This window comes from Streptomyces omiyaensis (assembly GCF_014650895.1).
GTDB classification, from domain to species: Bacteria; Actinomycetota; Actinomycetes; order Streptomycetales; family Streptomycetaceae; genus Streptomyces; species Streptomyces omiyaensis.
On the sequence record NZ_BMVV01000003.1, the window covers coordinates 521,992 to 547,271 of the forward strand.

Below are 25,280 nucleotides of genomic sequence, written 5' to 3' on the forward strand. Positions count from 1 at the left end.
CGCCGACGCACGACCTTTGAGGTTGCACTACAGATGACCGCGATTTCTCTCGGTATGCCCACCGTCCCGACCCGGCTCGCCGAACGCCGCAAGAGCCGGCAGATCCAGGTCGGCAGCGTGGCCGTCGGCGGTGACGCACCCGTCTCGGTGCAGTCGATGACGACGACCCGTACGTCCGACATCGGCGCCACCCTCCAGCAGATCGCCGAGCTGACCGCCTCCGGCTGCCAGATCGTCCGCGTGGCCTGCCCCACGCAGGACGACGCCGACGCGCTCGCCACCATCGCCCGGAAGTCGCAGATCCCCGTGATCGCCGACATCCACTTCCAGCCGAAGTACGTCTTCGCCGCGATCGACGCCGGCTGCGCCGCCGTCCGCGTCAACCCGGGCAACATCAAGCAGTTCGACGACAAGGTCAAGGAGATCGCCAAGGCGGCCGGCGACGCGCGCGTCCCGATCCGCATCGGCGTCAACGCCGGCTCCCTCGACGCCCGCCTGCTCAAGAAGTACGGCAAGGCCACCCCCGAGGCGCTCGTCGAGTCCGCCCTCTGGGAGGCGTCCCTCTTCGAGGAGCACGGCTTCCGCGACATCAAGATCTCGGTCAAGCACAACGACCCGGTCGTCATGGTCGAGGCCTACCGCCAGCTCGCCGCCCAGTGCGACTACCCGCTGCACCTCGGCGTCACCGAGGCCGGCCCCGCCTTCCAGGGCACCATCAAGTCCGCCGTCGCCTTCGGCGCGCTCCTCTCCCAGGGCATCGGCGACACCATCCGGGTCTCCCTCTCCGCCCCGCCGGCCGAGGAGATCAAGGTCGGCATCCAGATCCTGGAGTCGCTCAACCTCCGCCAGCGCCGCCTGGAGATCGTCTCCTGCCCGTCCTGCGGCCGCGCCCAGGTCGACGTCTACAAGCTCGCCGAGGAGGTCACCGCCGGTCTCGACGGCATGACCGTCCCGCTGCGCGTCGCCGTCATGGGCTGCGTCGTCAACGGCCCCGGCGAGGCCCGCGAGGCCGACCTCGGCGTCGCCTCGGGCAACGGCAAGGGCCAGATCTTCGTCAAGGGCGAGGTCATCAAGACCGTCCCCGAGTCGAAGATCGTCGAGACCCTCATCGAGGAGGCGCTGAAGATCGCCGAGCAGATGGAGAAGGACGGCATCGCCAGCGGCGAGCCGACCGTCGCCGTCGCCGGCTGACCCACCGCACCCCCGGAACCCCTCCGTCCCCCGGGACGGAGGGGTTCCGCACGCACGCGGCGCCCGCACGGACCGTGGGGGTACAGTGCCAGGACCAGCAGAACCGCACGGTGAGGCCCCTCGTGTTGACACAGACGACCACCCGGGTCCTCGAACCCGCCGATCTCGGAGCCGCCCTCGCCGTCCTGGAGAGCGCCCCCGTCGAGAACGCCTTCGTGACCGCCCGCGTCCGGATGGCGGGGCTCGACCCCTGGCGCCTCGGCGGCGAGATGTGGGGCTGGTACACCGAGGGCCGGCTCACCTCGCTCTGCTACGCGGGCGCCAACCTGGTCCCCATCTGCGCCACCCCCGAGGCCGTCCGCGCCTTCGCCGACCGGGCCCGCCGGATCGGCCGCCGCTGCTCCTCGATCGTCGGCCCGGCCGGCCCCACCGGAGAGCTCTGGCGCCTCCTCGAACCCGCCTGGGGCCCGGCCCGCGACGTCCGCGCCCACCAGCCCCTCATGGTCGCCGAGGAGCCGTCCGCGGCCGTCGCCCCCGACCCGCGGGTCCGCCGCGTCCGCAAGGACGAGATGGACGTGATCATGCCCGCCTGCGTCGCCATGTTCACCGAGGAGGTCGGCGTCTCCCCGATGGCCGGCGACGGCGGCCTGCTCTACCAGGCCAGGGTCGCCGAGCTCGTCGCCTCCGGCCGCTCCTTCGCCCGCATCGAGGACGGCAAGGTCGTCTTCAAGGCCGAGATCGGCGCCGCCACCCGCCAGGCCTGCCAGATCCAGGGCGTCTGGGTCGCCCCCGAACACCGGGGCAGGGGCCTCTCCGAGACCGGCATGGCCGCCGTCCTCCAGTACGCCCTCGCCGACGTCGCCCCCGTCGTCAGCCTGTACGTCAACGACTACAACACCCCGGCCCGGGCGGCGTACCGCCGTGTCGGTTTCCGCGAGACCGGCGCCTTCATGAGCGTGCTGTTCTGAACCGGCGGGCACTTGTAGGGTGCGCCGCATGGACGACGCACAGGCCGTGATCGGACCGGTCAACCTCGCCGCCCGGGTGGACGAGGCCCTCGCCGTGCAGGCGGTCGCCTTCGGCCTCGACGCCGAGGAGGTCGCCGTGCGCCGCCACATCGTGCTGCGCCACCTGACCAGCCCCGGCGCCCGCGCCTTCGGCGCCACCACCCCCGACGGACGGCTCGTCGGCTTCGTGTACGGGATGCCCAACGACCGCGCCCACTGGTGGTCGACCGTGGTGGAGCCGTACCTCCGCGTCACCGGCACCGCCGACTGGCTCGAGGGGTCCTTCGTCATCACCGAACTCCACGTCCACCCCGCCTTCCAGGGCCTCGGCCTCGGCCGCGGGCTGATCACCGCGATCACCGACACCGCCGACGAGAAGCGCTCCATCCTCTCCGCCATCGACACCGAGTCGCCGGCCCGCGGCCTCTACCGCTCCCTTGGCTACACCGACCTCGCCCGCCAGGTCCACTTCCCGAGCGCCGCCCGCCCCTACGCCGTCATGGGCGCGCCGCTGCCGCTGCCGCGCCGGAACTGATTTCTCGCGGACGGGGCCGCCCGGATAATCTCGGGGCCATCAGCTCCCCCAAGCTCTCGGCCCCGTTCGAGCAGGGGGACCCCCATCCCCGCAGGAGTACGAGAACCATGGCCAACGCACCGGTCCAGCGCATGTCCCAGTTGATGGCGAAGACGCTGCGCGACGACCCGGCGGACGCCGAGGTCCTCTCCCACAAGCTCCTCGTCCGCGCCGGCTACGTCCGCCGCACCGCCGCCGGCATCTGGAGCTGGTTGCCGCTGGGCAAGAAGGTGCTCGCCAACGTCGAGCGGATCGTCCGCGAGGAGATGGACGCCGTCGGCGCCCAGGAGGTCTCCCTCCCGGCCCTGCTGCCCCGCGAGCCCTACGAGGCCACCGGCCGCTGGAGCGAGTACGGCGCCGAGCTCTTCCGCCTCCAGGACCGCAAGGGCGGCGACTACCTCCTCGGCCCCACCCACGAGGAGATCTTCACCCTCCTGGTGAAGGACCAGTGCTCGTCCTACAAGGACCTGCCGGTGATCCTCTACCAGATCCAGACCAAGTTCCGCGACGAGGCCCGCCCCCGCGCCGGCATCCTGCGCGGCCGCGAGTTCCTCATGAAGGACTCCTACTCCTTCGACACCGAGGACGAGGGCCTGGCCCTGTCCTACGGCGTGCACCGCAAGGCCTACCAGCGGATCTTCGAGCGCCTCGGCCTCGACTACCGCATCTGCGCGGCCACCGCCGGCGCCATGGGCGGCTCCAAGTCCGAGGAGTTCCTCGCCCCGGCCGAGGCCGGCGAGGACACCTTCGCCGACTGCCCGAACTGCGACTTCGCCGCCAACACCGAGGCCGTGTACCAGGAGGTCAAGGCCGTCGACGGCTCCGCGGTCGCGGCCCTGGAGACCATCCCCACGCCCGACACCCCCACCATCGAGACCCTCGCCGCCCACCTCGGCGTCCCGGCCTCCGCCACCCTCAAGAACCTCCTGGTGAAGGTCGACGGCGAGATCGTCGCCGTCGGCGTCCCCGGCGACCGCGAGGTCGACATGGACAAGGTCGAGGCGCACTTCGCCCCGGCCGCCGTCGAGCTGGTCACCGAGACCGACTTCGCCGCCCGCCCCGACCTGGTCCGCGGCTACGTCGGCCCCCAGGGCCTGGAGAAGGTCCGCTACGTCGCCGACCCGCGCGTCGCCCCCGGCACCGACTGGATCACCGGCGCCAACGAGGAGGGCATGCACGCGAAGAACGTCGTCGCGGGCCGCGACTTCGAGGTCGAGGAGTACGTCGACGTCGTCGTCGTCCAGGAGGGCGACCCGTGCCCCGCGTGCGGCACCGGCCTCAAGCTGGACCGCGCGATCGAGATCGGCCACATCTTCCAGCTCGGCCGCAAGTACGCGGACGCCCTGAAGCTCGACGTCCTCGGCCAGAACGGCAAGCCGGTCCGCGTCACCATGGGCTCCTACGGCATCGGCGTCTCGCGCGCCGTCGCCGCGCTCGCCGAGCAGACCGCCGACGACAAGGGCCTGTGCTGGCCGGCCGAGGTCGCGCCCGCCGACGTCCACGTCGTCGCCGCCGGCAAGGCCCTCCAGACCGAACTGGCCCTGGAGGTCTCCGACAAGCTGTCCGCCGCGGGCCTGCGGGTCCTCGTCGACGACCGCGCGGGCGTCTCCCCGGGCGTCAAGTTCACCGACGCGGAGCTCATCGGCGTCCCGAAGATCCTCGTCGCCGGCCGCCGCGCCGCCGAGGGCGTCGTGGAGCTGAAGGACCGCCGCACCGGCGAGCGCGAGGAGCTCACCGTCGAGGAGGCCCTCGCCGCGCTGACGGCCTGACCGCCACCGGCCGTGTGACCGGCCGCGCCGACGCCGCCCCGCGCTCCCGCGCGGGGCGGCGTCGGCGTCCTCCCGCGGCCCCGCGTCACCTCGACGGGTCGACCGAGGGGCCGGTGAGGTCCTCGATCGGCGGCAGCGGTTCCGGAGCGGGCGCGGGAGGGGCCTGCGGCACCGGTCCGGGCCGCGGCGCCTCCGGCGTGGCGCGCTCCAGGAAGCGCAGCAGCTCCACCGGGATCGGCAGGACCAGGGTCGAGTTCTTCTCGGCGGCCACCGCCATCACCGTCTGGAGCAGCCGCAGCTGGAGCGCCGCCGGGGCGTCGGCCATCTGGTGCGCCGCCTCGGTCAGCTTCTTCGACGCCTGGAGCTCCGCGTCCGCGTTGATCAGCCGGGCCCGCCGCTCCCGGTCCGCCTCGGCCTGCCGGGCCATCGACCGCTTCATGGTCTCGGGGAGCGACACGTCCTTGATCTCGACCCGGTCGATCTGCACGCCCCAGCCGATCGCGGGGGAGTCGAGCATCAGCTCCAGGCCCTGGTTGAGCTTCTCGCGGTTGGACAGCAGGTCGTCGAGGTCGCTCTTGCCGATGATCGACCGCAGCGAGGTCTGCGCCATCTGCGAGACCGCGAACTTGTAGTCCTCGACCCGCACCAGCGCCTCCGCCGCGTCCACCACCCGGAAGTAGACGACGGCGTCGACCCGGACCGTCACGTTGTCCCGGGTGATGCCCTCCTGCGCGGGCACCGGCATCGTGACGATCTGCATGTTCACCTTGTGGAGCCGGTCGACCGCGGGAAGGATCATGGTGAAGCCGGGCGGCCGCACCTCGCCCCGCAGCCGGCCGAAGCGGAAGACGACGCCCCGCTCGTACTGCTTCACCACGCGCGCCGCCGCGCCCACGTAGACCGCGGTCGCCGCCGCCGCCCCCGCGACGGCCAGGAGGAGTTCTTCGATCATCACGGCCCCCTGAGGAAGGGATACAAAAAGGGTATTCCCCTCAGAAGGGCCGCGGACTCACAGCCAGCTCGCGAACTCCAGCAGCCACTCGGCCTCCTGCCGCCGTCCGCCGGTCAGCGCCCGGGTGCCGGACTCGACGGTCCGGAAGAGCGTCCAGCCGCGCAGCCGCTCCCGGTCGACGTCGAGCGAGTCCGCCAGCCGGTTGACCCGCCGCCGGGCCGCCGGAGCGCCGGCCGAGGAGGCGACCAGGTCCTCGACCCGTTCCCGCACCAGCCGCGCGAGGTCGTAGGCGCGCTCGCCGACCAGCGGGTCGGGCCCGACGGCCAGCCAGGGCGCACGGTCGCCGCCGAGCACCTTGCCCTGCCGGAAGTCGCCGTGCAGCAGCAGCTCCTCGGCGGGCCCGGCGAGGAGCTCCTCGCGGGCGGCGAGCGCGGCCGCGGTCAGCTCCCCGGCGACGGCGTCGGCCCGGTAGTACCCCATGGCGGACGCCTGGCGGGCGGTGCGCTCCGTCACGGTCTCGAAGGCGTGTCCGGCGGGCGGCTCCACCCACAGCTTGCGCACGGTCCCGGCGGCCTCCAGGAGGGCCTTGGCCTCGGGCAGCGAGCGCAGGGACACCTCGGGGTGCAGCCGCTCCAGGACGAGGGAGTCCCCGGGGGCCTCGGCGAGCAGCCGGACGGCGCCCCAGCCGTTCCAGTGGGCGAGCGCGTCCCGCTCCCGGTCCGGGCGGGTGAAGGGCGGCGCGATCTTCAGCGCGGCGGGCTCGCCGCCGGCGTCGCGGACGAGCAGGACGAGGCTGTCGCGTCCGCCGGGGGCCACCATCCGCTCGACGGTCAGTCCGGCCTCGCGGGGCACCCGCTCGGCGAGGCCGGGCAGCCGCCCGAGCCAGTCGGCCGCGTCGGCGTCGCCGTATCTCTCGGGGAGCGCCGTCACCAGTCGCCGGGGCGGTTCGAAACCCATGCGTGCGTCGTTCCTTCTGCTGGGGCGGGGCGATCAGGGCTGGTGGGGGCCGGACTCACACCCGCTCGGCGAGCCCAGGAAAGGTTACGTCGCTGCCGCGCCACCGCACCGCACGGACCGCCGCCTCCCGGAGCGCGGCGGCGGCCTCGCGGCGCAGGGTGCCGTCCGAGGCCCGCACCAGGTCGGAGTAGACCCCGGCCACCCGGTCCTCCAGGACGGCCGCCAGCCGGACCGCGCCGGCCGGGTCGGCCACCCGGAAGGGGAGCTCGTACGCGGCGGCCGCGACGGCCGGCGTGCCGCCGAGGTCGCGGACGGTGCGGCGCAGCGCGTCCCGGCGGGCGCGGTGGGCCTCGTACCCGGCGGTCGCCTCGGCCCGGCGGTCCTCGGCGACCCGGCCGCCGACGACTCCGTAGCCGTACACCGCCGCGTGCTCGGCGGCGAGCGCGGCCTGGGCGGCCGGGAGTGCGCTCATGCGGCGGCTCCTTCGGTGAGCAGGTAGGCGTGGGCGGCGCCGGCGGCGGCCACGGAGGCGAGCAGCCGGGCGTACTCGGGAGGGGCCGCGAGCAGCTCGGCGGTGTGGGCGTCGGAGGCGGTCCTGGCGGCGTCGGCCAGGGCCCGCAGCGCGGCCTTCGGGTCGGCGGGGACGGGGGCCGGGGTGCCCGGGGCGGTGGACGCGGCCGCGGTGCCGGTGGCGGGGGAGGCCGTCGCCGCGGTGCCGGAGCCGGTGGCGGGGGAGGCCGTCGCCCGGTCGGCCTCGCCGAGCGCGCGCGCGTGGGCCGCTGCGGAGCTCCGCAGGGGGGCCACCCGCGCGCGGAGCGCGGGATGGGCGGCGAGGGTGGCGTCGTAACGTTCCAGCAGGGTCCGCGAGGCGGTCACCGCGCGGCGGCGGAGAGCCGCCTGGGCACGGGCCACCCGTTCGGCCTCTCGGGCCGCCGCCTCCTCCGCGGCGCTCGGGCGGCGCGGGCCCCCGGCGTCGGAGGTGCAGCCCGTCAGGGCCGCCGCGGCGGCCGAGGCCCCCGCCACGAGCACGGCGCGTCTGCCCGTCGTCGTCACGCTCTCTCCCTCAGCATTCCGGACCCCTCCCGGCCGCCCGTCGAAGATCACCGCAGGCGAGCGTACCCGCGGGCGCCCCCGTGGTGGACGGCAACACCCTCCGGGACCGGATACCCTTGATCCGACACGCAGCGACAAGCAGCGACGAGCGACGTACCCACAACAGCACACGCGGCCGAGGAGTCACCCGGATGAGCACCACCCAGAGCGACAGGCTGCGCGGACTCATTGAGCCGCTCGTCCACGCGGAGGACCTGGATCTGGAAGAGATCGAGGTGTCCCGGGCCGGCCGCCGCGGACTGCTGAGGATCGTCGTCGACTCGGACGAGGGCGTCGAGCTGGACACCTGTGCCGAGCTGAGCCGCGCGATCTCCGCGAAGCTGGACGAGACCGACGCCATGGGCGACGGCGAGTACGTCCTGGAGGTCAGCTCCCCGGGTGCCGACCGTCCGCTCTCCGAGCACCGCCACTACGTGCGGGCCACCGGCCGGCTGGTGAAGCTCCAGCTGGCCGAGGGCGGGGACCTGGTCACCCGCATCCTGGCCGTGGACGAGGACGGCCTCGACACCGAGGTCCCGGGCGTGAAGGGCCGCAAGGCCACCGCCCGCCGCGTGGAGTTCGCCGAGATCGCCAAGGCGCGTGTCGAGATCGAGTTCAACCGCAAGGACAAGAAGGAAGAGGAGGCGTAGCCGTGGACATCGACGTGAAGCTCCTGAAGGGCTTGGCACAGGAGAAGGACATCTCCTTCGGGATGCTGGTCGAGGCGATCGAGTCGGCCCTCCTCATCGCCTACCACCGCACTCCGTCCGCCCGCCGCCACGCGCGCGTGGAGCTGGACCGGCACACCGGTCACGTGACGGTGTGGGCCGAGGAGGACCCGGCCGACCTGGAGGAGGGGCAGGAGCCCAAGGAGTTCGACGACACCCCGTCGGACTTCGGCCGCATCGCGGCGAGCACCGCCCGCCAGGTCATCCAGCAGCGGCTGCGCGACGCCGAGAACGACGTGACCTTCGGCGAGTACGCCCGCCGCGAGGGCGATGTCGTCGCCGGCGTGGTGCAGCAGGGCAAGGACCCGAAGAACGTCCTCGTCAAGCTGGACGACAAGCTGGAGGCCATCCTTCCGGTGCAGGAGCAGGTGCCGGGCGAGGACTACACGCACGGTCTGCGGCTGCGCACGTACGTCGTGCGCGTGGCCAAGGGCGTCCGCGGCCCGTCCGTCACCCTCTCGCGCACCCACCCCAACCTGGTGAAGAAGCTCTTCGCCCTGGAGGTGCCGGAGATCGCCGACGGTTCGGTCGAGATCGCGGCGATCGCCCGTGAGGCCGGTCACCGCACCAAGATCGCGGTCCGTTCCACCCGTTCGGGCCTGAACGCCAAGGGCGCCTGCATCGGCCCCATGGGCAGCCGGGTCCGGAACGTGATGGCGGAGCTGCTGGGCGAGAAGATCGACATCGTCGACTGGTCGGACGACCCGGCCGAGATGGTGGCGAACGCGCTCTCCCCGGCCCGTGTCTCCAAGGTCGAGGTCGTCGACGCCGCCGCCCGGTCCGCCCGGGTGACGGTCCCCGACTACCAGCTCTCCCTGGCCATCGGCAAGGAGGGGCAGAACGCCCGCCTGGCCGCCCGCCTCACCGGCTGGCGGATCGACATCCGGCCGGACACCGAGGTCGTGGCCGAGGAGGGCTGAGCGGCCCGGCCGCAAGCCGGAGATCGTTTTTGGCCAACAGCTGTTCGATTTTTGCCCCAAACGGGTGAGGTCGGTACGGGGAGGTAGACTTAATCGTGTCTGGCCGGACGCATGCCCGCGCGTGCCCCGAGCGAACCTGTGTGGGATGCCGGGAGCGAGCGGCCAAGAGCGATCTGCTGCGGATCGTGATGATCAAGGACGAGCTCGTCCCCGATGATCGCGGTACGCTGCCCGGCCGGGGTGCGTACGTGCACCCCGCCTTGCACTGTCTCGACCTGGCGGTCCGCCGCCGGGCGTTCCCGAGGGCCTTCAAGACCCCCGGGCCGCTCGACGCGGTGGTTCTCCGGGAGCACGTCGAGCAGGCCGCGCAGGCGGCACCGCAGTGAACAGGAAGTACGGCACGGAACACCGTGCGGTCAGGTACCTCGCGAGTCGGAAGTAGGTCGAGATTGCGATGAGCACTCGATGAGTACGCGATGAGTACGCCCATGAAGTAGCGACGGTCCGGCGGTAATCCGGACCTATAAAGGAGCGAAGTGGCTAAGGTCCGGGTATACGAACTCGCCAAGGAGTTCGGTGTAGAGAGCAAGGTCGTCATGGCCAAGCTCCAGGAACTCGGTGAATTCGTCCGTTCGGCGTCCTCGACGATCGAGGCGCCGGTCGTGCGCAAGTTGACTGACGCTTTGCAGGGTCCCGGCGGTTCCGCCGGCAAGACCGCTGCCAAGCCCGGCGCGCCCCGCAAGGCGGCGCCCGCCCCCAAGCCGGGTGCCCCGGCGCCGTCCCCGGCGCAGGCCGCCCGTCCCGCCGCCCCGAAGCCTGGAGCGCCCACCCCGGCGCCCAAGCCCGCGGCGGCCGAGAAGCCCGCGACGCCGGCCGCCTCCGGCCCGCGTCCGACCCCGGGTCCGAAGCCCGCGGCTCCCGCGCCCAAGCCGGCGCCCGCCGCCCCGGCTCCGACCAACCCGGAGTTCACCGCGCCTCCGGCGGCCCCCGCCGCCCAGCGCCCCGGTGGTGCCGCCCCCGGCGCCCCGCGTCCGACCGGTGCCCGTCCGGGCCAGGGCGCTCCGCGTCCGGGCCAGCAGGCGCCGCGCCCCGGCCAGCAGGCCCCCCGTCCGGGCGGTGCCCGTCCGGCCGGCCCGCGTCCGGGCAACAACCCCTTCACCTCCGGCGGCTCCACCGGCATGGCGCGCCCGCAGGCGCCCCGTCCGGGTGGCGGTGCCCCGCGTCCCGGTGGCCCCGGTGCCGTTCCGGGCGCCCCGCGTCCGCAGGGCCCCGGCGGCCCCGGCGGCGCCCCGCGCCCGCAGGGTCAGGGCGGCGCCCGTCCGACCCCCGGTGGCATGCCCCGTCCGCAGGCTCCGCGTCCCGGTGGCGCGCCCGGCGGTAACCGTCCGAACCCGGGCATGATGCCGCAGCGTCCCGCTGCCGGCCCGCGTCCGGGCCCCGGCGGCCGTGGCCCGGGTGGCCCCGGTGGTCGTCCCGGTGGTCCCGGTGGCGGCGGCGGCGGTCGTCCCGGCTTCGCCGGCCGTCCGGCCGGTCCCGGTGGTGGCGGCGGCGGCTTCGCCGGCCGTCCCGGCGGTCCGGGTGGCGGCGGCGGCGGTCGTCCGGGCGGTCCCGGCGGCGGTGGCGGCGGCTTCGGCGGTCGTCCCGGCGGCTTCGGCGGTCGTCCCGGCGGTCCGGGTGGCCGTGGTGGCACGCAGGGCGCCTTCGGTCGTCCCGGCGGTCCCGCGCGTCGCGGTCGCAAGTCGAAGCGGCAGAGGCGCCAGGAGTACGAGGCCATGCAGGCCCCGTCCGTGGGCGGCGTGATGCTGCCTCGCGGCAACGGCGAGACCATTCGCCTGTCGCGCGGTGCGTCCCTCACCGACTTCGCGGAGAAGATCGGCGCCAACCCGGCGTCGCTCGTCGCGGTCATGATGAACCTCGGCGAGATGGTCACGGCCACGCAGTCCGTCTCCGACGACACGCTGGTCATGCTGGCCGAGGAGATGAACTACGTCGTCCAGGTCGTCAGCCCGGAGGAGGAGGACCGCGAGCTGCTCGAGTCCTTCGACATCGAGTTCGGCGAGGACGAGGGCGGCGAGGAGTCCCTGGTCTCCCGTCCGCCGGTCGTGACCGTCATGGGTCACGTCGACCACGGTAAGACCCGACTCCTCGACGCCATCCGCAAGACCAACGTGGTCGCGGGCGAGGCCGGTGGCATCACCCAGCACATCGGTGCCTACCAGGTCGGTACCGAGGTCAACGGCGAAGAGCGTCGCATCACCTTCATCGACACCCCGGGTCACGAGGCGTTCACCGCCATGCGTGCCCGTGGTGCGAAGTCGACCGACATCGCGATCCTCGTGGTCGCGGCCAACGACGGCGTCATGCCGCAGACGATCGAGGCGCTCAACCACGCCAAGGCCGCCGGCGTCCCGATCGTCGTCGCGGTCAACAAGATCGACGTCGAGGGTGCCGACCCGGTCAAGGTCCGCGGTCAGCTGACCGAGTTCGGTCTGGTGGCCGAGGAGTACGGCGGCGACACGATGTTCGTCGACATCTCCGCCAAGCAGGGTCTGCACATCGACTCCCTGCTGGAGGCCGTGATCCTCACCGCCGACGCCTCGCTCGACCTCCGGGCCAACCCGGACCAGGACGCGCAGGGCATCGCGATCGAGTCCCACCTCGACCGTGGTCGCGGTGCCGTCTCGACCGTCCTCGTCCAGCGCGGAACGCTGCGCATCGGCGACACCATCGTCGCCGGCGACGCGTACGGCCGTGTCCGGGCGATGCTCGACGACAAGGGCAACAACGTGGAGGAGGCGACCCCGTCGACCCCCGTCCTCGTCCTGGGCCTCACCAACGTCCCGGGTGCCGGCGACAACTTCCTCGTCGTCGACGAGGACCGCACCGCCCGCCAGATCGCCGAGAAGCGTGCCGCCCGCGAGCGGAACGCGGCCTTCGCCAAGCGCGTCCGCCGCGTCTCGCTCGAGGACCTGGACAAGGTGCTCAAGGCCGGCGAGATCCAGCAGCTGAACCTGATCATCAAGGGTGACGCTTCCGGTTCCGTCGAGGCCCTCGAGTCCTCCCTGCTCCAGCTGGACGTCGGCGAGGAGGTCGACATCCGCGTCCTGCACCGCGGCGTGGGTGCCGTCACCGAGTCGGACATCGACCTGGCGATGGGCTCCGACGCCATCGTGATCGGCTTCAACGTGCGCGCCGCCGGGCGTGCGCAGCAGATGGCCGAGCGCGAGGGCGTGGACGTCCGGTACTACTCGGTCATCTACCAGGCGATCGAGGAGATCGAGGCGGCCCTCAAGGGTCTGCTCAAGCCGGAGTACGAGGAGGTCGAGCTCGGCACCGCGGAGATCCGCGAGGTCTTCCGCTCCTCCAAGCTCGGCAACATCGCCGGTGTCCTCATCCGCTCCGGCGAGGTCAAGCGCAACACCAAGGCGCGCCTCATCCGCGACGGCAAGGTCATCGCCGAGAACCTCAACATCGAGGGTCTGCGCCGCTTCAAGGACGACGTCACCGAGATCCGCGAGGGCTTCGAGGGTGGTATCAACCTCGGAAACTTCAACGACATCAAGATCGACGACGTCATCGCGACGTACGAGATGCGCGAGAAGCCGCGCGCGTAACACGCGGTGAAGTGCCGGGGCCGGTCGGCGGAGGTAATTCCGTCGATCGGCCCCGGCCGTTCCGTGTACGGTTTCGGTGTTCCCGCCCCCGCCCCTGGGTCGGCGGGGCCACTGACCCCGAACCGGCGGGACATCCGGACACACATGTATGTGGGGACCCTGTCCTTCGACCTGCTCCTCGGCGACGTCCACTCGCTCAAGGAGAAACGCTCCCTCGTGAAGCCGATCATCGCCGAGCTGCAACGGAAGTTCTCGGTGAGCGTGGCGGAGGTGAGCGGCCAGAACCTCCACCGGCGGGCCGAGATCGGCGTCGCGATGGTGTCGGGGGACCTCGGACACCTCAACGGCGTCCTCGACCGATGCGAGCGGCTGGTGGCCGCCCGGCCCGAGGTGGAGCTGCTGTCGGTGCGCCGCAGGCTCCACACTGATGAAGACTGAACGCAAGGCAAAGAAGGAGACGGACCAGTGGCCGACAACGCGCGGGCGAAGAAGCTGGCGGACCTCATCCGGGAGGTGGTCGCCGAGAAGCTGCAGCGCGGCATCAAGGATCCGCGCCTGGGTACGCACGTGACGATCACGGACACCCGTGTCACCGGTGACCTGCGGGAGGCCACGGTCTTCTACACGGTCTACGGCGACGACGAGGACCGGGCGAGCGCCGCGGCCGGCCTGGAGAGCGCCAAGGGCATCCTCCGTTCGGCCGTGGGCCGGGCGGCGGGGACCAAGTTCACCCCCACCCTGGCCTTCGTGGCCGACGCCCTCCCGGAGAACGCCCGGACCATCGAGGACCTCCTCGACAAGGCGCGGGCCTCCGACGCCCAGGTGCGGCAGGCCTCCTCCGGCGCGACCTTCGCCGGCGAGGCCGACCCCTACAAGAAGCCGGGCGAGGACGAAGCCGCCGAATGAGCAACACGACCAAGACGCCCGACGGCCTCGTCATCGTCGACAAGCCGTCGGGCTTCACCTCGCACGACGTCGTGGCCAAGATGCGCGGGATCGCCAGGACCCGCCGCGTCGGCCACGCCGGCACGCTCGACCCCATGGCCACGGGCGTCCTCGTCCTCGGCGTGGAGCGGGCCACCAAGCTCCTCGGTCACCTCGCGCTGACCGAGAAGGAGTACCTGGGCACCATCCGCCTGGGCCAGACCACGATCACCGACGACGCCGAGGGCGAGATCACGGCGTCGGTCGACGCTTCGAAGGTCACCCGCGAGCAGATCGACGCCGGGGTCGCGGAGCTGACGGGCGCGATCATGCAGGTCCCGTCGAAGGTCTCCGCGATCAAGATCGACGGGAAGCGGTCCTACGCGCGCGTGCGCGGCGGCGAGGAGTTCGAGATCCCGGCCCGGCCGGTCACCGTCTCCTCCTTCCGGGTGTACGACGTGCGCGAGGCGACCGCCGAGGACGGCACGCCCGTCGTCGACCTGGTCGTCTCGGTGGTCTGCTCCTCCGGTACGTACATCCGGGCGCTGGCCCGGGACCTCGGCGCCGGACTCGGCGTCGGCGGGCACCTGACCGCGCTGCGGCGCACCCGGGTGGGTCCGTACAAGCTGGACGGCGCCCGCACGCTCGACCAGCTCCAGGAGGAGCTGACCGTGATGCCGGTCGCCGACGCCGCGACGGCGGCGTTCCCGCGCTGGGACGTCGACGAGAAGCGGGCCCGGCTGCTGCTCAACGGGGTCCGGCTGGAGATGCCGGAGTATCCCAAGGGCCCGGTCGCGGTCTTCGGGCCGGACGGGACGCTGCTCGCCCTGGTGGAGGACCAGCGGGGCAAGGCGAAGAGCCTGGCCGTCTTCGGCTGAGACGGCCCGGGCCGGCAGGTCCGGGCCGGTGGGCCTCCGCCGGGCACGCCCCGGCCGGTACGCCTCCGGCGACGGAAGGGCGGGTGCGCGCTGCGCGCCCGCCCTTCGGTGTTTCTTCACCCCATCGAGGAGGCGCTCGGAGCGAACGGGGGGAGCGCGAGGGGGCGCGTTCCCCGCACCGTGCGGTCCGCCGCCCGCCCCCGGCCTACCCTCCAGACCATGGGACGCGGGGACCTGGCGGAGCCGGTGGGGCTGGTGCGCATCTGCGATCTGGCGGGCCGGCCGCGCGGCACCGGATTCGTCGCCGACCACGAGGGCACCCTCGTCACCAGCCACGAGGCCGTCGACGGACTCGCGCGCGTCGTGCTCCACGCGCCCGGCGAGCGGACCTGGCTCGCCGACGCCGACGCCATCGTCCCCCTCCCCGGCCACGGGCTCGCCGTGATCCGCACCGAGGGCCTCGGCGTCCCCCCGCTGCCGCTCGCCACCCGCGCGGCCGTCGAACCCGGCACCTACGTCCGGATCGCCGCGCACGGCTGGCGCGAGGCCCGCGTCCTCGGCCCCGCCGCCGTCACGTACACCGCGACCGACCGCTTCCACACCCTCCCCGACGCCCTCGAACTCGCCATCGGCACCGAGGGGGCCGAGGCGCTGCGCCTCGGCGGCCCGGCGGCCGGCGGGCCCGTCCTCGACAGTGCCACCGGCACCGTCCTCGGCGTCCTCGGCACCGCCCTCCAGGGCGACCCGCGCGCCGCCGGACACGCCGTCCCGATCCGCCCCGACGGTCCCCTCGCCGCGCTGCTGCGCCGCAACGCGGCCACGGTCCCCGCCTACGGCCCCGACCTCAACCTCGCCGCCGTCCTCGCCCTCACCGCCCCCACCGCCCTCCCGGCCGGCGACCCGTCCCCCTGGCCCGCGCCGGTCGCCCGCCCGGCCGCCCGCCGGGCCCTCACCCGCTTCGCCGCCGGAGCCGACCCCGACCCCGCCCCCGTGCTCGCCGTCGTCGGCGAACCCGGCTGCGGGCGGACCACCCTGCTCGGCACCGTCTGCGAGGAGCGGGCGCGCGGAGCCGCGCCCGCGCCGACCGTACGGCTCCGCGGCGCCGACCTGCGGGAGGGGGACGGCTCCGTCGCCGACGCCGTCGGGCGGGTCCTGCACCACGCCGCCCGGATCGCGGCCGCCTCCGGGGACGCCGGGGACACCGTCACCCCCGAGCGGGCCGCCGGCCTCGCCCGGGAGGCCGGGCGGCCGCTCCTCGTCGTCCTCGACGGACCCGAGGAGATGCCCCCGCTCCTCGTCCACCGGCTCGCCGGATGGACCGGCGCCACCGAGCACTGGCTGCGCGCCCACGGCGCCCGGCTCGTCCTCGCCTGCCGGCCCGAGTACGCCGACCGGGCGGCGGAGCTCTGGAGCGAGCCCCCCGCCGTGCTGCCCCTCGGCGACCTCACCGACGACGAGGCCCGGACCGTGCGCCGGGGGTACGGGCTCGCGGACGACGCCCTCGCCGACGCCGACGCCCGGCACCCGCTCGCCCTGCGGCTGCTCGCCGAGGTGCGGGCCGCGCTCCCCGGCGAGGTGCCCGGCCGCCCCGGCCGCGCCGAGATCTTCACCGCCCACCTGGACCTGATGTGCCTGCGGATCGCGGTCCGGATCGCCGCCGGCACCCGCCCGCTGCCCGGCGGCACCGCCGTCCGGCGGCTCGCCGCGCGGGTCACCGGCCAGGTCCACGAGGCCGCCCGGCGCTGCCTCGGCCCCGGCCACGGCCTCCTCGACCGCGCCTCCTTCGAGGAGCTGTTCCCGTGGCGCGAGGGCTGGGCCTCCGCCGTCCTCACCGAGGGCCTCCTCGTCCCCGCCGGCACCGGCTACCGCTTCGCCCACGAGGAGCTCTCCGACTGGCTCCAGGCCGCCCACCTCGACCTCGACGCCGCCCTCCGGTCCCTCGTCCACGACCGGCCGCCCACCGAGCGCCCCGATCCCCCCGCCCCCGTCCCGGACCGGGATCCGGATCCCGCCGCGGCTCCGGTCCCGGAACCCGGCCCGGACCCCGCCCCCGTCCGGCCGCGCGGACGGCGACGGCGCGCGGCGGCCGCGGACGGCGGCGAGGGCGCAGACGTCCGCGGGGACCGGGACGCGGCCGCCGGAGCAGCCCCGGACCCCGCCCAGCCGCCGGTGCCGCGCCACCGGGTGGGGACGGTCGTCCAGGCCCTGCTGCTCGCCCACCGGGAGGGCGGCCCGGACGCCCTCGCGCCCCGGCTGCGCGCGCTCGTCGACTTCCTGGCCGCGCCGGACACCCGGACGCGGGACGAGGCCGTGTGGTGGGCGGGCGCCCTGCTCGCCCGGACCCTCGCCGGGATCGGCGACCCGCGCCCCTACCTGCCCGTGCTGCGGCGGCTCGCCGACCGGGTGGGCGAGGACGACGGCCGGGCCGCCGGGCTCGGCGCCTTCGGGCCCGCCTGGTGGCGCGAGACGCACGTCGGGGAGGACGAGCGGGCCGACCTGCTCCGGCGGCTGGTCACCGGCGACCCGGCCTACGCCGGCCTGGCCGAGGAGCTGCTCGCCGCCGCGCCCCGGGCCGTCCAGCCCCTGCTCTGCCGCTGGTTCACGGACGGCCGGACCCTGGCCTCCCGCCCGTACACCACCGTCGCCGTCCTCGCCCAGGAACTCCTCCACGCCCACCGGGGGCTCGCCCCCGACGACCTGTGCGAGGCGCTGGCCGGCACCGCCCACCCGCTCGCCGAGGGACTGCTGGGCGCGCTCGTCGACGACGAACCGGCCGCGCTCTGCCGGGCCGTGGACCGGTGGGCCCACGACGACGCGCGGCCCGAGCGGCGCACCGCAGCGGCCGTCTACGGCAGCCTGCTGGCCGCCCGCGGCCCCCGGGGGCAGGACCGCGAGCTGCTCCGGTACGCGGCGGGCGCGCTGCTCGCCCGGACCGGCGACCGGCGGCCGCACGGAGCCGCCCTCGGCATCCTCGTCCGCGACCCGCACACCCGGAGCCGGTACCTGGACCGCGCCCTCGCCGACCCCCGTACCCCCGCCGACGCCCTCGTGGCGGCGCTCCCCGGCCACCCCGGGCCGGTCCTCGACGCCCTCCGGGAGCGGCTGGACGCGGGACGCGACCCGGGCGGCGTCCTGCGGGCGCTCGCCGCCGTCGACACGCCCGCCCTCACCCGCGGGATCGCCGCCCTCGTCCGGGAGTACGTGATCCGCCGCCCCGAGGGCGCCGGACACGCCGCCGGCTACGTCGACCTGCGGTTCGAGGAGGGGCCGACCGCGCGGGCGGTCCTCTTCCCCCTGGTCGTCGGCCTGATCCACGGCCGGCCCGCCGCCGTCCGGCGCGCCCTCGCGCCCGTCCTCGCCGCCCCCGGCACCGGCGCCTCCCGCCACCTGCGGGCCGAGCTCCTCGACGTCCTCCTCGACCACGAGACCCACGCCGCCGAGCCGGGGGAGCGGACCGTGCCGGACGCGCTGCTGACCGCCGCCGCCGAGGGCGCCGCCCGCCGTACGCCGCCGCGCAACCGCGCGCTGCTGGCCCGCACCGGCGCCCTCTACGCCCGCGACCCGGGCGGCCCCGCCCACCGCGACCGGCTGCTCGCCGCGCTCGCCGCCGACCACCCGGCCTTCGCCGCGCTGCTCGCGCAGAGCGTGCCCGCACCGCGCGGACCCGCCACAGTCTCCATGCCGATGCGAACCGACGGGCGCGGGCATGGCAGTCTTAGACCTGCGTAATGGGCGCACAGGGCGAACAGGCGGACGAGGAGCGGTCACAGTGCAGCGCTGGCGTGGCTTGGAGGACATCCCCCAGGACTGGGGGCGCAGCGTCGTCACCATCGGCTCCTACGACGGAGTGCACCGCGGGCACCAGCTGATCATCGGGCGGGCCGTCGAGCGCGCCCGCGAGCTGGGCGTCCCCACCGTCGTGGTGACCTTCGACCCGCACCCCTCCGAGGTGGTGCGCCCGGGCAGCCATCCGCCGCTGCTCGCCCCGCACCACCGGCGCGCCGAGCTGATGGCCGAGCTGGGCGTGGACGCGGTCCTCGTGCTCCCCTTCACCGCCGAGTTCTCGCAGCTGTCGCCGGCCGACTTCATCGTCAAGGTGCTCGTCGACAAGCTGCACGCCCGGGCCGTCATCGAGGGCCCCAACTTCCGCTTCGGCCACCGCGCCGCGGGCAACGTGGAGTTCCTCACCGAGCTGGGCGCCACCTACGACTACGAGGTCGAGGTCATCGACCTGTACGTGAGCGGCGCCGCCGGCGGCGGACAGCCCTTCTCCTCCACCCTGACCCGTCGGCTGGTGGCCGAGGGCGACGTGACCGGCGCCGCCGAGATCCTCGGCCGCCCGCACCGCGTCGAGGGCATCGTCGTGCGCGGCGCCCAGCGCGGCCGCGAACTGGGCTTCCCCACCGCCAACGTGGAGACCCTGCCGCACACCGCGATCCCCGCCGACGGGGTCTACGCCGGCTGGCTGACCGCGGCGGGCGAGCGGATGCCGGCGGCGATCTCCGTCGGCACCAACCCGCAGTTCGACGGCACCGAGCGGACGGTGGAGGCGTACGCGATCGACCGCGAGGGCCTCGACCTGTACGGGCTCCACGTCACCGTCGACTTCCTCGCCTACGTGCGCGGCATGCTCAAGTTCGACACCCTCGACGACCTGCTGGTGGCGATGGCCGCCGACGTCGAGAAGTGCCGGACCCTGACGGCCGCGTACGACGCCGCCGGGGCCTGACCGCCCCGCGCCCCCGTTCCCGGGGCCGCCGGACGGTGCGCCGCCCGGCGGCGGCCGCTCAGTCCTCGCGGGCCGCCGCCCAGTGGCAGGCCACGCCCCCCTCCCCGCCGCCCGCGCGGAGCACCGGCAGCGGCTCGGTGCGGCAGCGGTCGGCGACCGGCGCCGCCTCGCCCGAGGCCAGCACGTGGCAGCGGGCGTGGAAGCGGCAGCCGCCGGGGATCCGCGCCGGGTCCGGCGGTTCGCCGCCCAGCACCACCGGGGCCGTCTCCGACTCCGGCAGCACCGACAGCAGGGCCCGGGTGTACGGATGCCGGGGCGCCGTCAGCACGGTCTCGACCGGGCCCGTCTCCACCACCCGGCCCAGGTACATGACCGCCACCCGGTCCGCGATGTTCCAGGCGAGGCCCAGGTCGTGCGTCACGACCAGGGCCGAGAGGCCGAGTTCGTCGCGCAGCCGGAGCAGCAGCGCCAGGATCTCGCCGCGCACCGACGCGTCCAGGGAGGCCACCGGCTCGTCCGCGACGATGAGCTCGGGCTCCAGGACGAGCGCCCCCGCGATCACCACCCGCTGCCGCTGGCCGCCGGACAGCTCGTGCGGATAGCGCAGGAAGAACCGCTCGGGGGGCCGCAGCCCCGCCCGGGACAGCGCCTCCGCGACCGCCGCGCGCTCCTCGGCGCCGTTGCGGTGGACGCCGTGGATCCGCAGCCCCTCGGCGACCGCCTCGTACACGGTGTGCCGCGGGTTGAGCGAGCCGCTCGGGTCCTGGAGGACGAGCTGGGCGCGGCGGCGGTAGGCCTTCAGCGCCCGCGAGGTGTACGCGAGGGGCTCCCCGGCGAAGGAGACCGTGCCGGCCCCCGGCCGCACCAGGCCGAGGAGGGTGCGGGCCAGGGTCGTCTTGCCGCAGCCGGACTCGCCGACCAGGGCCACGATCTCGCCCGCGCCGATCTCCAGGTCCACCCCGTCGACCGCCCGGGCGGGCGGGGCGCCCCGCCGCCCCGGGAAGGCGACGTGCACCCCGCTGGCGGTCAGCAGCCCACTCGTCATCCGCGCTCACTCCCCACGTGCAGGCAGGCGGCCCGGCGCCCGGCGCCCGCCGCCCGCAGTTCCTGGTCGTCCTCGGCGCACGCCGCGACCGCCACCGGGCAGCGCGGGTGGAAGGCGCAGCCGTCGGGCAGCGCCGCCGGGTCCGGCGGGTCGCCGGGCAGGCCGCGCGGCGCCCGCCGCGAGGCCGGGTCCCCGATCCGGGGGAAGGCCGAGGAGAGCGCCCGCCCGTAGGGGTGGGCGGCCGCCCGGTACACCTCGGCGGCCGGTCCCTCCTCGACGATCCGGCCCGCGTACATGACGGCGAGCCGGTCGCAGGCGTCGGCGAGCACCGCCAGGTCGTGGCTGATCATCATCAGGCCGATGGACTCCTCGGCCACCAGCCGCTCGATGAGCCGCAGGATCTGCGCCTGGATCATCACGTCGAGCGCGGTGGTCGGCTCGTCGGCGACGATCAGGCGCGGTGCGCAGGCGAGCGCCATCGCGATCATCACGCGCTGCCGCTGCCCGCCGGAGAGCTCGTGCGGATAGCCGGCGGCCCGGGAGGCGGGCAGCCCGACCTGTTCGAGGAGGGCGGCGACCCGCTTGCGGGCCTGCGCGGGGGTGGCCCGGCCGTGCACCAGGAGCGGCTCGGCGATCTGGTCGCCGATCCGGCGCACCGCGTTCAGCGAGTGCATCGCGCCCTGGAAGACGATCGAGGCGCCCGCCCAGCGGACCGCCCGCAGCCGCCCCCACTTCATGGCGAGCACGTCCTCCCCGTCGAGGAGGATCTCGCCGTCGAGCCGGGCGGCCGGGGGGAGCAGCCGCAGCAGGGCGAGCGCCAGCGTCGACTTCCCGCAGCCGGACTCGCCGGCCACGCCCAGCTTCGACCCGGCCTCCAGCGTGAGGTCGACCCCGCGCACGGCGGGGACGGCGCCGGCCCCGGAGCCGTACGTGACCCTCAGGTCCCTGATCTTCAGGAGGCTCAACGCCCCACCCCCAGCCTCGGGTTGAGCACGGATTCGACGGCCCGGCCGCAGAGCGTGAAGGCGAGCGCGACCAGCGCGATCGCGATCCCCGGCGGGGCCAGGTACCACCAGTGCCCGGAGGAGACCGCGCCCGCCTCGCGCGCGTCCTGGAGCATCCCGCCCCAGGACACCACGGTCGGGTCGCCGAGCCCGAGGAAGGCGAGGGTGGCCTCGGTGAGGATCGCGGTGGAGATGCCGAGGGTGGTCTGGGCGAGGACCAGCGGCATCACGTTCGGCAGCACGTGCCGGGCCATGACGTGCCGGTGGCCGCCGCCGAGGGCGGTGGCCCGCTCGATGTAGGGGCGGGACTCGACGGCGATCGTCTGCGCCCGCACCAGCCGGGCGGTGGTCGGCCAGGAGGTGACGCCGATGGCGAGGACCACCGTCCACATCGACCGGGACATCACGGTCGCCAGCACGATCGCCAGGACCAGCGTCGGCATCACCAGGAACCAGTCGGTGATCCGCATCACGACGGTGGAGAGCCAGCCGCCGTAGTGGCCCGCGAGGACCCCGACGAGGGTCCCGATGGCGACCGACAGGACCGCCGCGAGCAGCCCCACCAGCAGCGAGATCCGCGCCCCCCAGACCAGCAGCCCGAGCAGCGACCGGCCGAACTGGTCGGTGCCCAGGGGGAACTCGGCGCTGGGCGGCTCCAGGGCCGTGCCGGGCGCGTTCGTCACCGACTGCACGTCGGCCCCGACGGTCAGCGGCGCGGTGACCGCGAGCAGCGCGATCAGGGCCAGCCCGGCGAGCCCGTAGAGGCCCGCCCGGTGGCTCCGGTACGTCTTCCAGAAGCGTGCCGCGGAGCCCCTGCGGCGCTCCCACGCGAGAGAGGTCATCGGCCCACCCGGGGGTCGAGCAGCGGATAGAGCAGGTCGGCGAGGAGGTTCATGAGGATCATCGCCCCGGCGAAGACGACGAACAGGCCCTGGACGAGCGGCAGGTCGGGCACGCTCAGCGCCTGGTAGAAGAGGCCGCCGAGACCCGGCCAGGAGAAGACCGTCTCCACCAGGATCGAACCGGCCGCCACGTGGCCCAGGTTGATGAAGACCATGGTGACGGTCGGCAGCAGGGCGTTCGGCACCGCGTGCCGGCGCCGCACCTCGTCGTCCCTGAGGCCCTTCGCGCGGGCGGTCGTCAGGTAGTCGCCGCCCATCTCGTCGAGGAGCGAGGAGCGCATCACCAGGAGCGTCTGCGCGTAGCCGACCGCGACCAGCGTCACCACCGGCAGGACGAGGTGGTGGGCGACGTCGAGGACGTGGGCGAAGCCGGTCTCGCCGGTCCCCGACTCCATGCCGCCGGTCGGGAAGAGCCCCGGGACCGGGCCCATGCCCACCGAGAAGACGATGATGAGCAGCAGGCCGAGCCAGAAGGACGGCACCGACCACAGGGTGAGCGCGATCCCGGTGTTCACCCGGTCGCCGAGGCCGCCGTGCCGCCACGCGGAGCGGGTGCCGAGCCACAGCCCGAGGGCCGAGTAGAGCACCACGGCGACGCCGGTGAGGAGCAGCGTCGCCGGCAGCTTCGCCGCGATCAGCTCGCCGACCGGGGCGCGGAACTGGAAGGAGGTGCCGAGGTCGCCGCCGAGCGCCTTCGCGCAGTAGTCGGCGAACTGCTGCCACAGCGGCAGATCGAGGCCGAACTGGCGCCTCAGGGTGGCCAGTTGTTCGGCGGAGGTGGGGATGCCGTGGGTCATCGCCTTGACCGGGTCGCCGGGGATGATCCGGAAGAGGAAGAAGCTGGTGACCAGTACGGCGAAGAGGGAGACGAGCGCGCCGCCCAGCTTCCCCGCCGCGTGGCGGAGGTAGCCGGAGGAGACGCCGGTGCGGGGTGCGCCGTCCGTGGCGCGGGCCTCCTCGGCCCGCGCCACGCCGGCGGGGGTGCTTGCCGTCGTCATCGCTACTCGCGGTCGTCGGCGGTGGCGCGCCGGCGCGTCCGGAGGAGGAGGAGTCCGCCGGCGACGGCGGCCACGGCGACCCCGATCCCGATCGCGACCCCGGTGGAGGACGATCCGGACCCGTCCCCGGAGGACGGGGAGGAGGCGGCGGGCACGGCCGACCACCAGCTCCAGTAGCCGTCCTGCCCCCACAGGTTCCCGGCGGCCTCGGGCATGGTGGTGATGGACGCGATCTGGTCGGTGCGGTACGCCTCCAGGGCGTTGGGGTAGGCCATGACGTTCATGTACCCCGTGTCGTACAGCCGGGACTGCATCCGCTTGACCAGGTCCGCCCGCTTGGCGGTGTCGTACTCCACCGCCTGCTGCGCGTAGAGGGAGTCGAACTCCTCGTCGCAGATGAAGTTGTCGGTGGCGCCGGTGTCCTTCGGGGTGGCGGGGAGGGTGCCGCAGGTGTGGATGGACAGCACGTAGTCCGGGTCGGGGTTGACCGACCAGCCGTCGAAGGCGAGGTCGTAGTCGCCCTTGACCCACGGGTCGGAGACGCTGTCCATGCACTCGACGGTCAGCCCGATGCCGAGCTCGCCCCACCACTCCTGGAGGTACTTGCCGACCGCCTTGTCGTTCGGGTCGGTGGCGTGACAGAGGATCCGGAAGACCAGCGGCCTGCCGTCCTTGCCGAGGCGCTTCCCCTCGCCGTTCTTCCGGTAGCCGGCGGCGTCGAGGGCCTTCGCGGCGGCCGCCGGGTCGTAGGACCGCTTCTGGGCGCCCTCCGGCTTCCAGAAGTAGGAGCCGAAGCGGGGCGGGATGTACCCCTCGCCCTCGACGGCGTGCCCCTGGAAGACCCTGTCGACGAGGGTGGCGCGGTCGACCGAGAGGAAGAGCGCCCTGCGGACGGCCGGGTCGAGGAGGGCCGGGTGGCCGTTGCCGAAGGTCTTCCCGTCCTGGGCGCGGGCGCCGGGATTGGTGGCGAGGGCGTAGAAGCGGCGCCCGGGGGCGTCGTTGACCTTGATGTCCTTCTGCGTCTTCAGCGCCGCCGCCTGGGCGGGCGTCAGGTTCGGGACGAAGGAGACCTCCCCCTTCTGGAGGGCGGCGACGGCCGCGTCGCCGTCCTTGTAGTACTTGAAGACCAGTTCGTCGAACTTGGGTGCGCCCCGCCAGAAGGTCTTGTTCGGCTTGAGCCTGATGTACTGGTCGACCTTGTAGTCGGTGATGACGAAGGGGCCGTTGCCGACGATCGGGAACTGCCGGTCGTTGTTGAACTTCGAGAAGTCGCCGACCTTCTCCCACACGTGCTTGGGCACGATCGGCACGTCCAGCGCCGTCATCGTGGCCTGCGGCTTCTTCAGCCGGATGACGAGGGTGCGCGGGTCGGGGGCGGTGACCTGGGCGAAGTTGGCCGTGAAGCTGCCGTTGGCGGTGGCCGCGTTCGGGTCGGTCATCATCTTGTTGAAGGTCCAGGCCGCGTCCTCGGCGGTGGCCGGCTTCCCGTCGGACCAGGTGGAGTCCTCGCGGATCCGGTACGTCCACGTCAGCTTGTCCGCGGAGGCGGACCACTCGGTGGCGAAGGCGGGGACGGTCCGGGCGTCCTTCGCGTCGTAGTTGGTGAGGTACTCGTAGGCCAGCCGGTGGATGCTGGTCGAGGTGAGCTTCTGGGCGAGGAACGGGCTCAGCGAGTCGATGCTCTGCGAGACGGCCACCGTGAGCGTGGTGCCGCCGGACTTCTCGTCCCCGGCGGCGGCGGTGGTGGCGGGGAGGGCCGCGAGCGAGGCGGTGGTGAGACCGGCGGCGAGCAGCAGACGGGCGGTCCGGCGGGGCCGGCGGGGGAGCGGGCGGGAGGGAACCTTCGTGACCATGACCATGGGACGTGACCTCGCGTCGGGGGCTGTCGTGGAGTCGTGGATCTTGGGCTGTCGTCAAGTGAAGCGAAGATGTACCAGCGGTGGTCTGCCGTCGTCAACGATGACTCGAACCCCGCGTGGGCTGCGGGAACGCAAGG

General features: G+C 74.1%; 22 protein-coding genes. 13 read left to right on the forward strand and 9 right to left on the reverse strand.

The features are described 5' to 3' along the window. The first annotated feature begins 33 nt into the window (after positions 1-33). The 4 genes from ispG (at position 34) to IE287_RS07940 (ending at position 4,541) form a co-directional block, all read left to right on the forward strand. On the forward strand, positions 34-1,191 hold the full coding sequence (gene ispG / locus IE287_RS07925) for a flavodoxin-dependent (E)-4-hydroxy-3-methylbut-2-enyl-diphosphate synthase (RefSeq protein ID WP_189848171.1): 1,158 nt from the start codon (positions 34-36) through the stop codon (positions 1,189-1,191). A gap of 122 nt (positions 1,192-1,313) precedes the next feature. Then, a complete protein-coding gene (locus IE287_RS07930; RefSeq protein ID WP_189848172.1) occupies positions 1,314-2,159 on the forward strand; it encodes a GNAT family N-acetyltransferase in 846 nt (281 codons plus the stop codon). A 28-nt stretch (positions 2,160-2,187) separates the two neighbouring features. Further along, positions 2,188-2,733 (forward strand): GNAT family N-acetyltransferase, encoded by a 546-nt coding sequence (locus IE287_RS07935; protein ID WP_189848173.1) that lies wholly within the window; start codon positions 2,188-2,190, stop codon positions 2,731-2,733. Between the two features lie 107 nt (positions 2,734-2,840). Beyond that, positions 2,841-4,541: a proline--tRNA ligase gene (locus tag IE287_RS07940; RefSeq protein WP_189848174.1), complete on the forward strand. Its 1,701-nt coding sequence runs from the start codon at positions 2,841-2,843 to the stop codon at positions 4,539-4,541. A gap of 85 nt (positions 4,542-4,626) precedes the next feature. Here IE287_RS07940 and IE287_RS07945 read toward each other — a convergent pair whose 3' ends face one another. From IE287_RS07945 to IE287_RS07960, 4 genes are read right to left on the reverse strand one after another with little or no spacing between them, the layout of a single operon-like run. After that, positions 4,627-5,493 carry a slipin family protein gene (locus IE287_RS07945; protein ID WP_189848175.1) on the reverse strand — a complete coding sequence of 289 codons (867 nt, stop codon included), beginning with the start codon at positions 5,491-5,493 and terminating at the stop codon, positions 4,627-4,629. A gap of 57 nt (positions 5,494-5,550) precedes the next feature. After that, entirely contained in the window at positions 5,551-6,450 is a 900-nt protein-coding gene (locus tag IE287_RS07950) for an aminoglycoside phosphotransferase family protein (RefSeq protein ID WP_189848176.1), read from the reverse strand. 55 nt (positions 6,451-6,505) lie between these two features. Continuing rightward, a complete protein-coding gene (locus IE287_RS07955) occupies positions 6,506-6,922 on the reverse strand; it encodes a ferritin-like domain-containing protein (RefSeq protein WP_189848177.1) in 417 nt (138 codons plus the stop codon). Next, positions 6,919-7,503 carry a hypothetical protein gene (locus IE287_RS07960; RefSeq protein ID WP_189848178.1) on the reverse strand — a complete coding sequence of 195 codons (585 nt, stop codon included), beginning with the start codon at positions 7,501-7,503 and terminating at the stop codon, positions 6,919-6,921. The genes IE287_RS07955 and IE287_RS07960 overlap by 4 nt, the downstream gene beginning before the upstream one ends. Positions 7,504-7,694: 191 nt before the next feature. On the opposite strand from IE287_RS07960, the gene rimP reads away from it, so the two are divergent. From rimP to IE287_RS08005, 9 genes are all read left to right on the forward strand, one after another. Beyond that, the gene (rimP, locus tag IE287_RS07965; RefSeq protein ID WP_189848179.1) at positions 7,695-8,192 is read left to right on the forward strand and encodes a ribosome maturation factor RimP; all 498 of its coding nucleotides are present in this window, start codon (positions 7,695-7,697) and stop codon (positions 8,190-8,192) included. A gap of 2 nt (positions 8,193-8,194) precedes the next feature. Next, positions 8,195-9,190, forward strand: coding sequence for a transcription termination factor NusA (gene nusA / locus IE287_RS07970; RefSeq protein WP_189848180.1), 996 nt, complete (start codon positions 8,195-8,197; stop codon positions 9,188-9,190). A gap of 95 nt (positions 9,191-9,285) precedes the next feature. Further along, the gene (locus IE287_RS07975; protein ID WP_189848181.1) at positions 9,286-9,576 is read left to right on the forward strand and encodes a YlxR family protein; all 291 of its coding nucleotides are present in this window, start codon (positions 9,286-9,288) and stop codon (positions 9,574-9,576) included. Between the two features lie 150 nt (positions 9,577-9,726). Next, a complete protein-coding gene (gene infB, locus IE287_RS07980; protein ID WP_189848182.1) occupies positions 9,727-12,804 on the forward strand; it encodes a translation initiation factor IF-2 in 3,078 nt (1,025 codons plus the stop codon). A gap of 144 nt (positions 12,805-12,948) precedes the next feature. After that, positions 12,949-13,242 carry a DUF503 domain-containing protein gene (locus IE287_RS07985; protein WP_030496575.1) on the forward strand — a complete coding sequence of 98 codons (294 nt, stop codon included), beginning with the start codon at positions 12,949-12,951 and terminating at the stop codon, positions 13,240-13,242. 27 nt (positions 13,243-13,269) lie between these two features. Beyond that, positions 13,270-13,710, forward strand: a complete 441-nt coding sequence (rbfA, locus tag IE287_RS07990; protein WP_189848183.1) for a 30S ribosome-binding factor RbfA — start codon at positions 13,270-13,272, stop codon at positions 13,708-13,710. Further along, complete coding sequence (gene truB / locus IE287_RS07995; RefSeq protein WP_189848184.1) at positions 13,707-14,606, forward strand: tRNA pseudouridine(55) synthase TruB; 900 nt, start codon at positions 13,707-13,709, stop codon at positions 14,604-14,606. Before rbfA ends, truB begins: the two co-directional genes overlap by 4 nt. 219 nt (positions 14,607-14,825) lie before the next feature. Further along, positions 14,826-18,335: a trypsin-like peptidase domain-containing protein gene (locus IE287_RS08000; RefSeq protein ID WP_189848185.1), complete on the forward strand. Its 3,510-nt coding sequence runs from the start codon at positions 14,826-14,828 to the stop codon at positions 18,333-18,335. A 40-nt stretch (positions 18,336-18,375) separates the two neighbouring features. Further along, complete coding sequence (locus IE287_RS08005) at positions 18,376-19,335, forward strand: bifunctional riboflavin kinase/FAD synthetase (RefSeq protein WP_189848186.1); 960 nt, start codon at positions 18,376-18,378, stop codon at positions 19,333-19,335. A 58-nt stretch (positions 19,336-19,393) separates the two neighbouring features. Here IE287_RS08005 and IE287_RS08010 read toward each other — a convergent pair whose 3' ends face one another. The 5 genes from IE287_RS08010 to IE287_RS08030 are packed head-to-tail and all read right to left on the reverse strand — an operon-like array spanning position 19,394 to position 25,137. Beyond that, positions 19,394-20,380 (reverse strand): ABC transporter ATP-binding protein, encoded by a 987-nt coding sequence (locus tag IE287_RS08010; protein WP_189848187.1) that lies wholly within the window; start codon positions 20,378-20,380, stop codon positions 19,394-19,396. After that, positions 20,377-21,345, reverse strand: coding sequence for an ABC transporter ATP-binding protein (locus tag IE287_RS08015; RefSeq protein ID WP_189848188.1), 969 nt, complete (start codon positions 21,343-21,345; stop codon positions 20,377-20,379). Before IE287_RS08015 ends, IE287_RS08010 begins: the two co-directional genes overlap by 4 nt. After that, a complete protein-coding gene (locus IE287_RS08020) occupies positions 21,342-22,226 on the reverse strand; it encodes an ABC transporter permease (protein ID WP_189848189.1) in 885 nt (294 codons plus the stop codon). Before IE287_RS08020 ends, IE287_RS08015 begins: the two co-directional genes overlap by 4 nt. Beyond that, positions 22,223-23,284: an ABC transporter permease gene (locus IE287_RS08025; protein WP_189848190.1), complete on the reverse strand. Its 1,062-nt coding sequence runs from the start codon at positions 23,282-23,284 to the stop codon at positions 22,223-22,225. Before IE287_RS08025 ends, IE287_RS08020 begins: the two co-directional genes overlap by 4 nt. Before the next feature lie 2 nt (positions 23,285-23,286). Then, positions 23,287-25,137 carry an ABC transporter substrate-binding protein gene (locus tag IE287_RS08030; protein WP_189848247.1) on the reverse strand — a complete coding sequence of 617 codons (1,851 nt, stop codon included), beginning with the start codon at positions 25,135-25,137 and terminating at the stop codon, positions 23,287-23,289. Between the last annotated feature and the right edge of the window lie 143 nt (positions 25,138-25,280).

Bases quoted from the DNA above. Each gene is read 5' to 3' on its own strand.
- ispG (WP_189848171.1), top strand. From the start codon at position 34: ATGACCGCGATTTCTCTCGGTATGCCCACCGTCCCGACCCGGCTCGCC.
- IE287_RS07935 (WP_189848173.1), top strand. From the start codon at position 2,188: ATGGACGACGCACAGGCCGTGATCGGACCGGTCAACCTCGCCGCCCGG.
- IE287_RS07940 (WP_189848174.1), top strand. From the start codon at position 2,841: ATGGCCAACGCACCGGTCCAGCGCATGTCCCAGTTGATGGCGAAGACG.
- IE287_RS07945 (WP_189848175.1), bottom strand. From the start codon at position 5,493: ATGATCGAAGAACTCCTCCTGGCCGTCGCGGGGGCGGCGGCGGCGACC.
- IE287_RS07950 (WP_189848176.1), bottom strand. From the start codon at position 6,450: ATGGGTTTCGAACCGCCCCGGCGACTGGTGACGGCGCTCCCCGAGAGA.
- IE287_RS07955 (WP_189848177.1), bottom strand. From the start codon at position 6,922: ATGAGCGCACTCCCGGCCGCCCAGGCCGCGCTCGCCGCCGAGCACGCG.
- rimP (WP_189848179.1), top strand. From the start codon at position 7,695: ATGAGCACCACCCAGAGCGACAGGCTGCGCGGACTCATTGAGCCGCTC.
- IE287_RS07985 (WP_030496575.1), top strand. From the start codon at position 12,949: ATGTATGTGGGGACCCTGTCCTTCGACCTGCTCCTCGGCGACGTCCAC.
- truB (WP_189848184.1), top strand. From the start codon at position 13,707: ATGAGCAACACGACCAAGACGCCCGACGGCCTCGTCATCGTCGACAAG.
- IE287_RS08000 (WP_189848185.1), top strand. From the start codon at position 14,826: ATGGGACGCGGGGACCTGGCGGAGCCGGTGGGGCTGGTGCGCATCTGC.
- IE287_RS08010 (WP_189848187.1), bottom strand. From the start codon at position 20,380: ATGACGAGTGGGCTGCTGACCGCCAGCGGGGTGCACGTCGCCTTCCCG.
- IE287_RS08020 (WP_189848189.1), bottom strand. From the start codon at position 22,226: ATGACCTCTCTCGCGTGGGAGCGCCGCAGGGGCTCCGCGGCACGCTTC.
- IE287_RS08025 (WP_189848190.1), bottom strand. From the start codon at position 23,284: ATGACGACGGCAAGCACCCCCGCCGGCGTGGCGCGGGCCGAGGAGGCC.
- IE287_RS08030 (WP_189848247.1), bottom strand. From the start codon at position 25,137: ATGGTCACGAAGGTTCCCTCCCGCCCGCTCCCCCGCCGGCCCCGCCGG.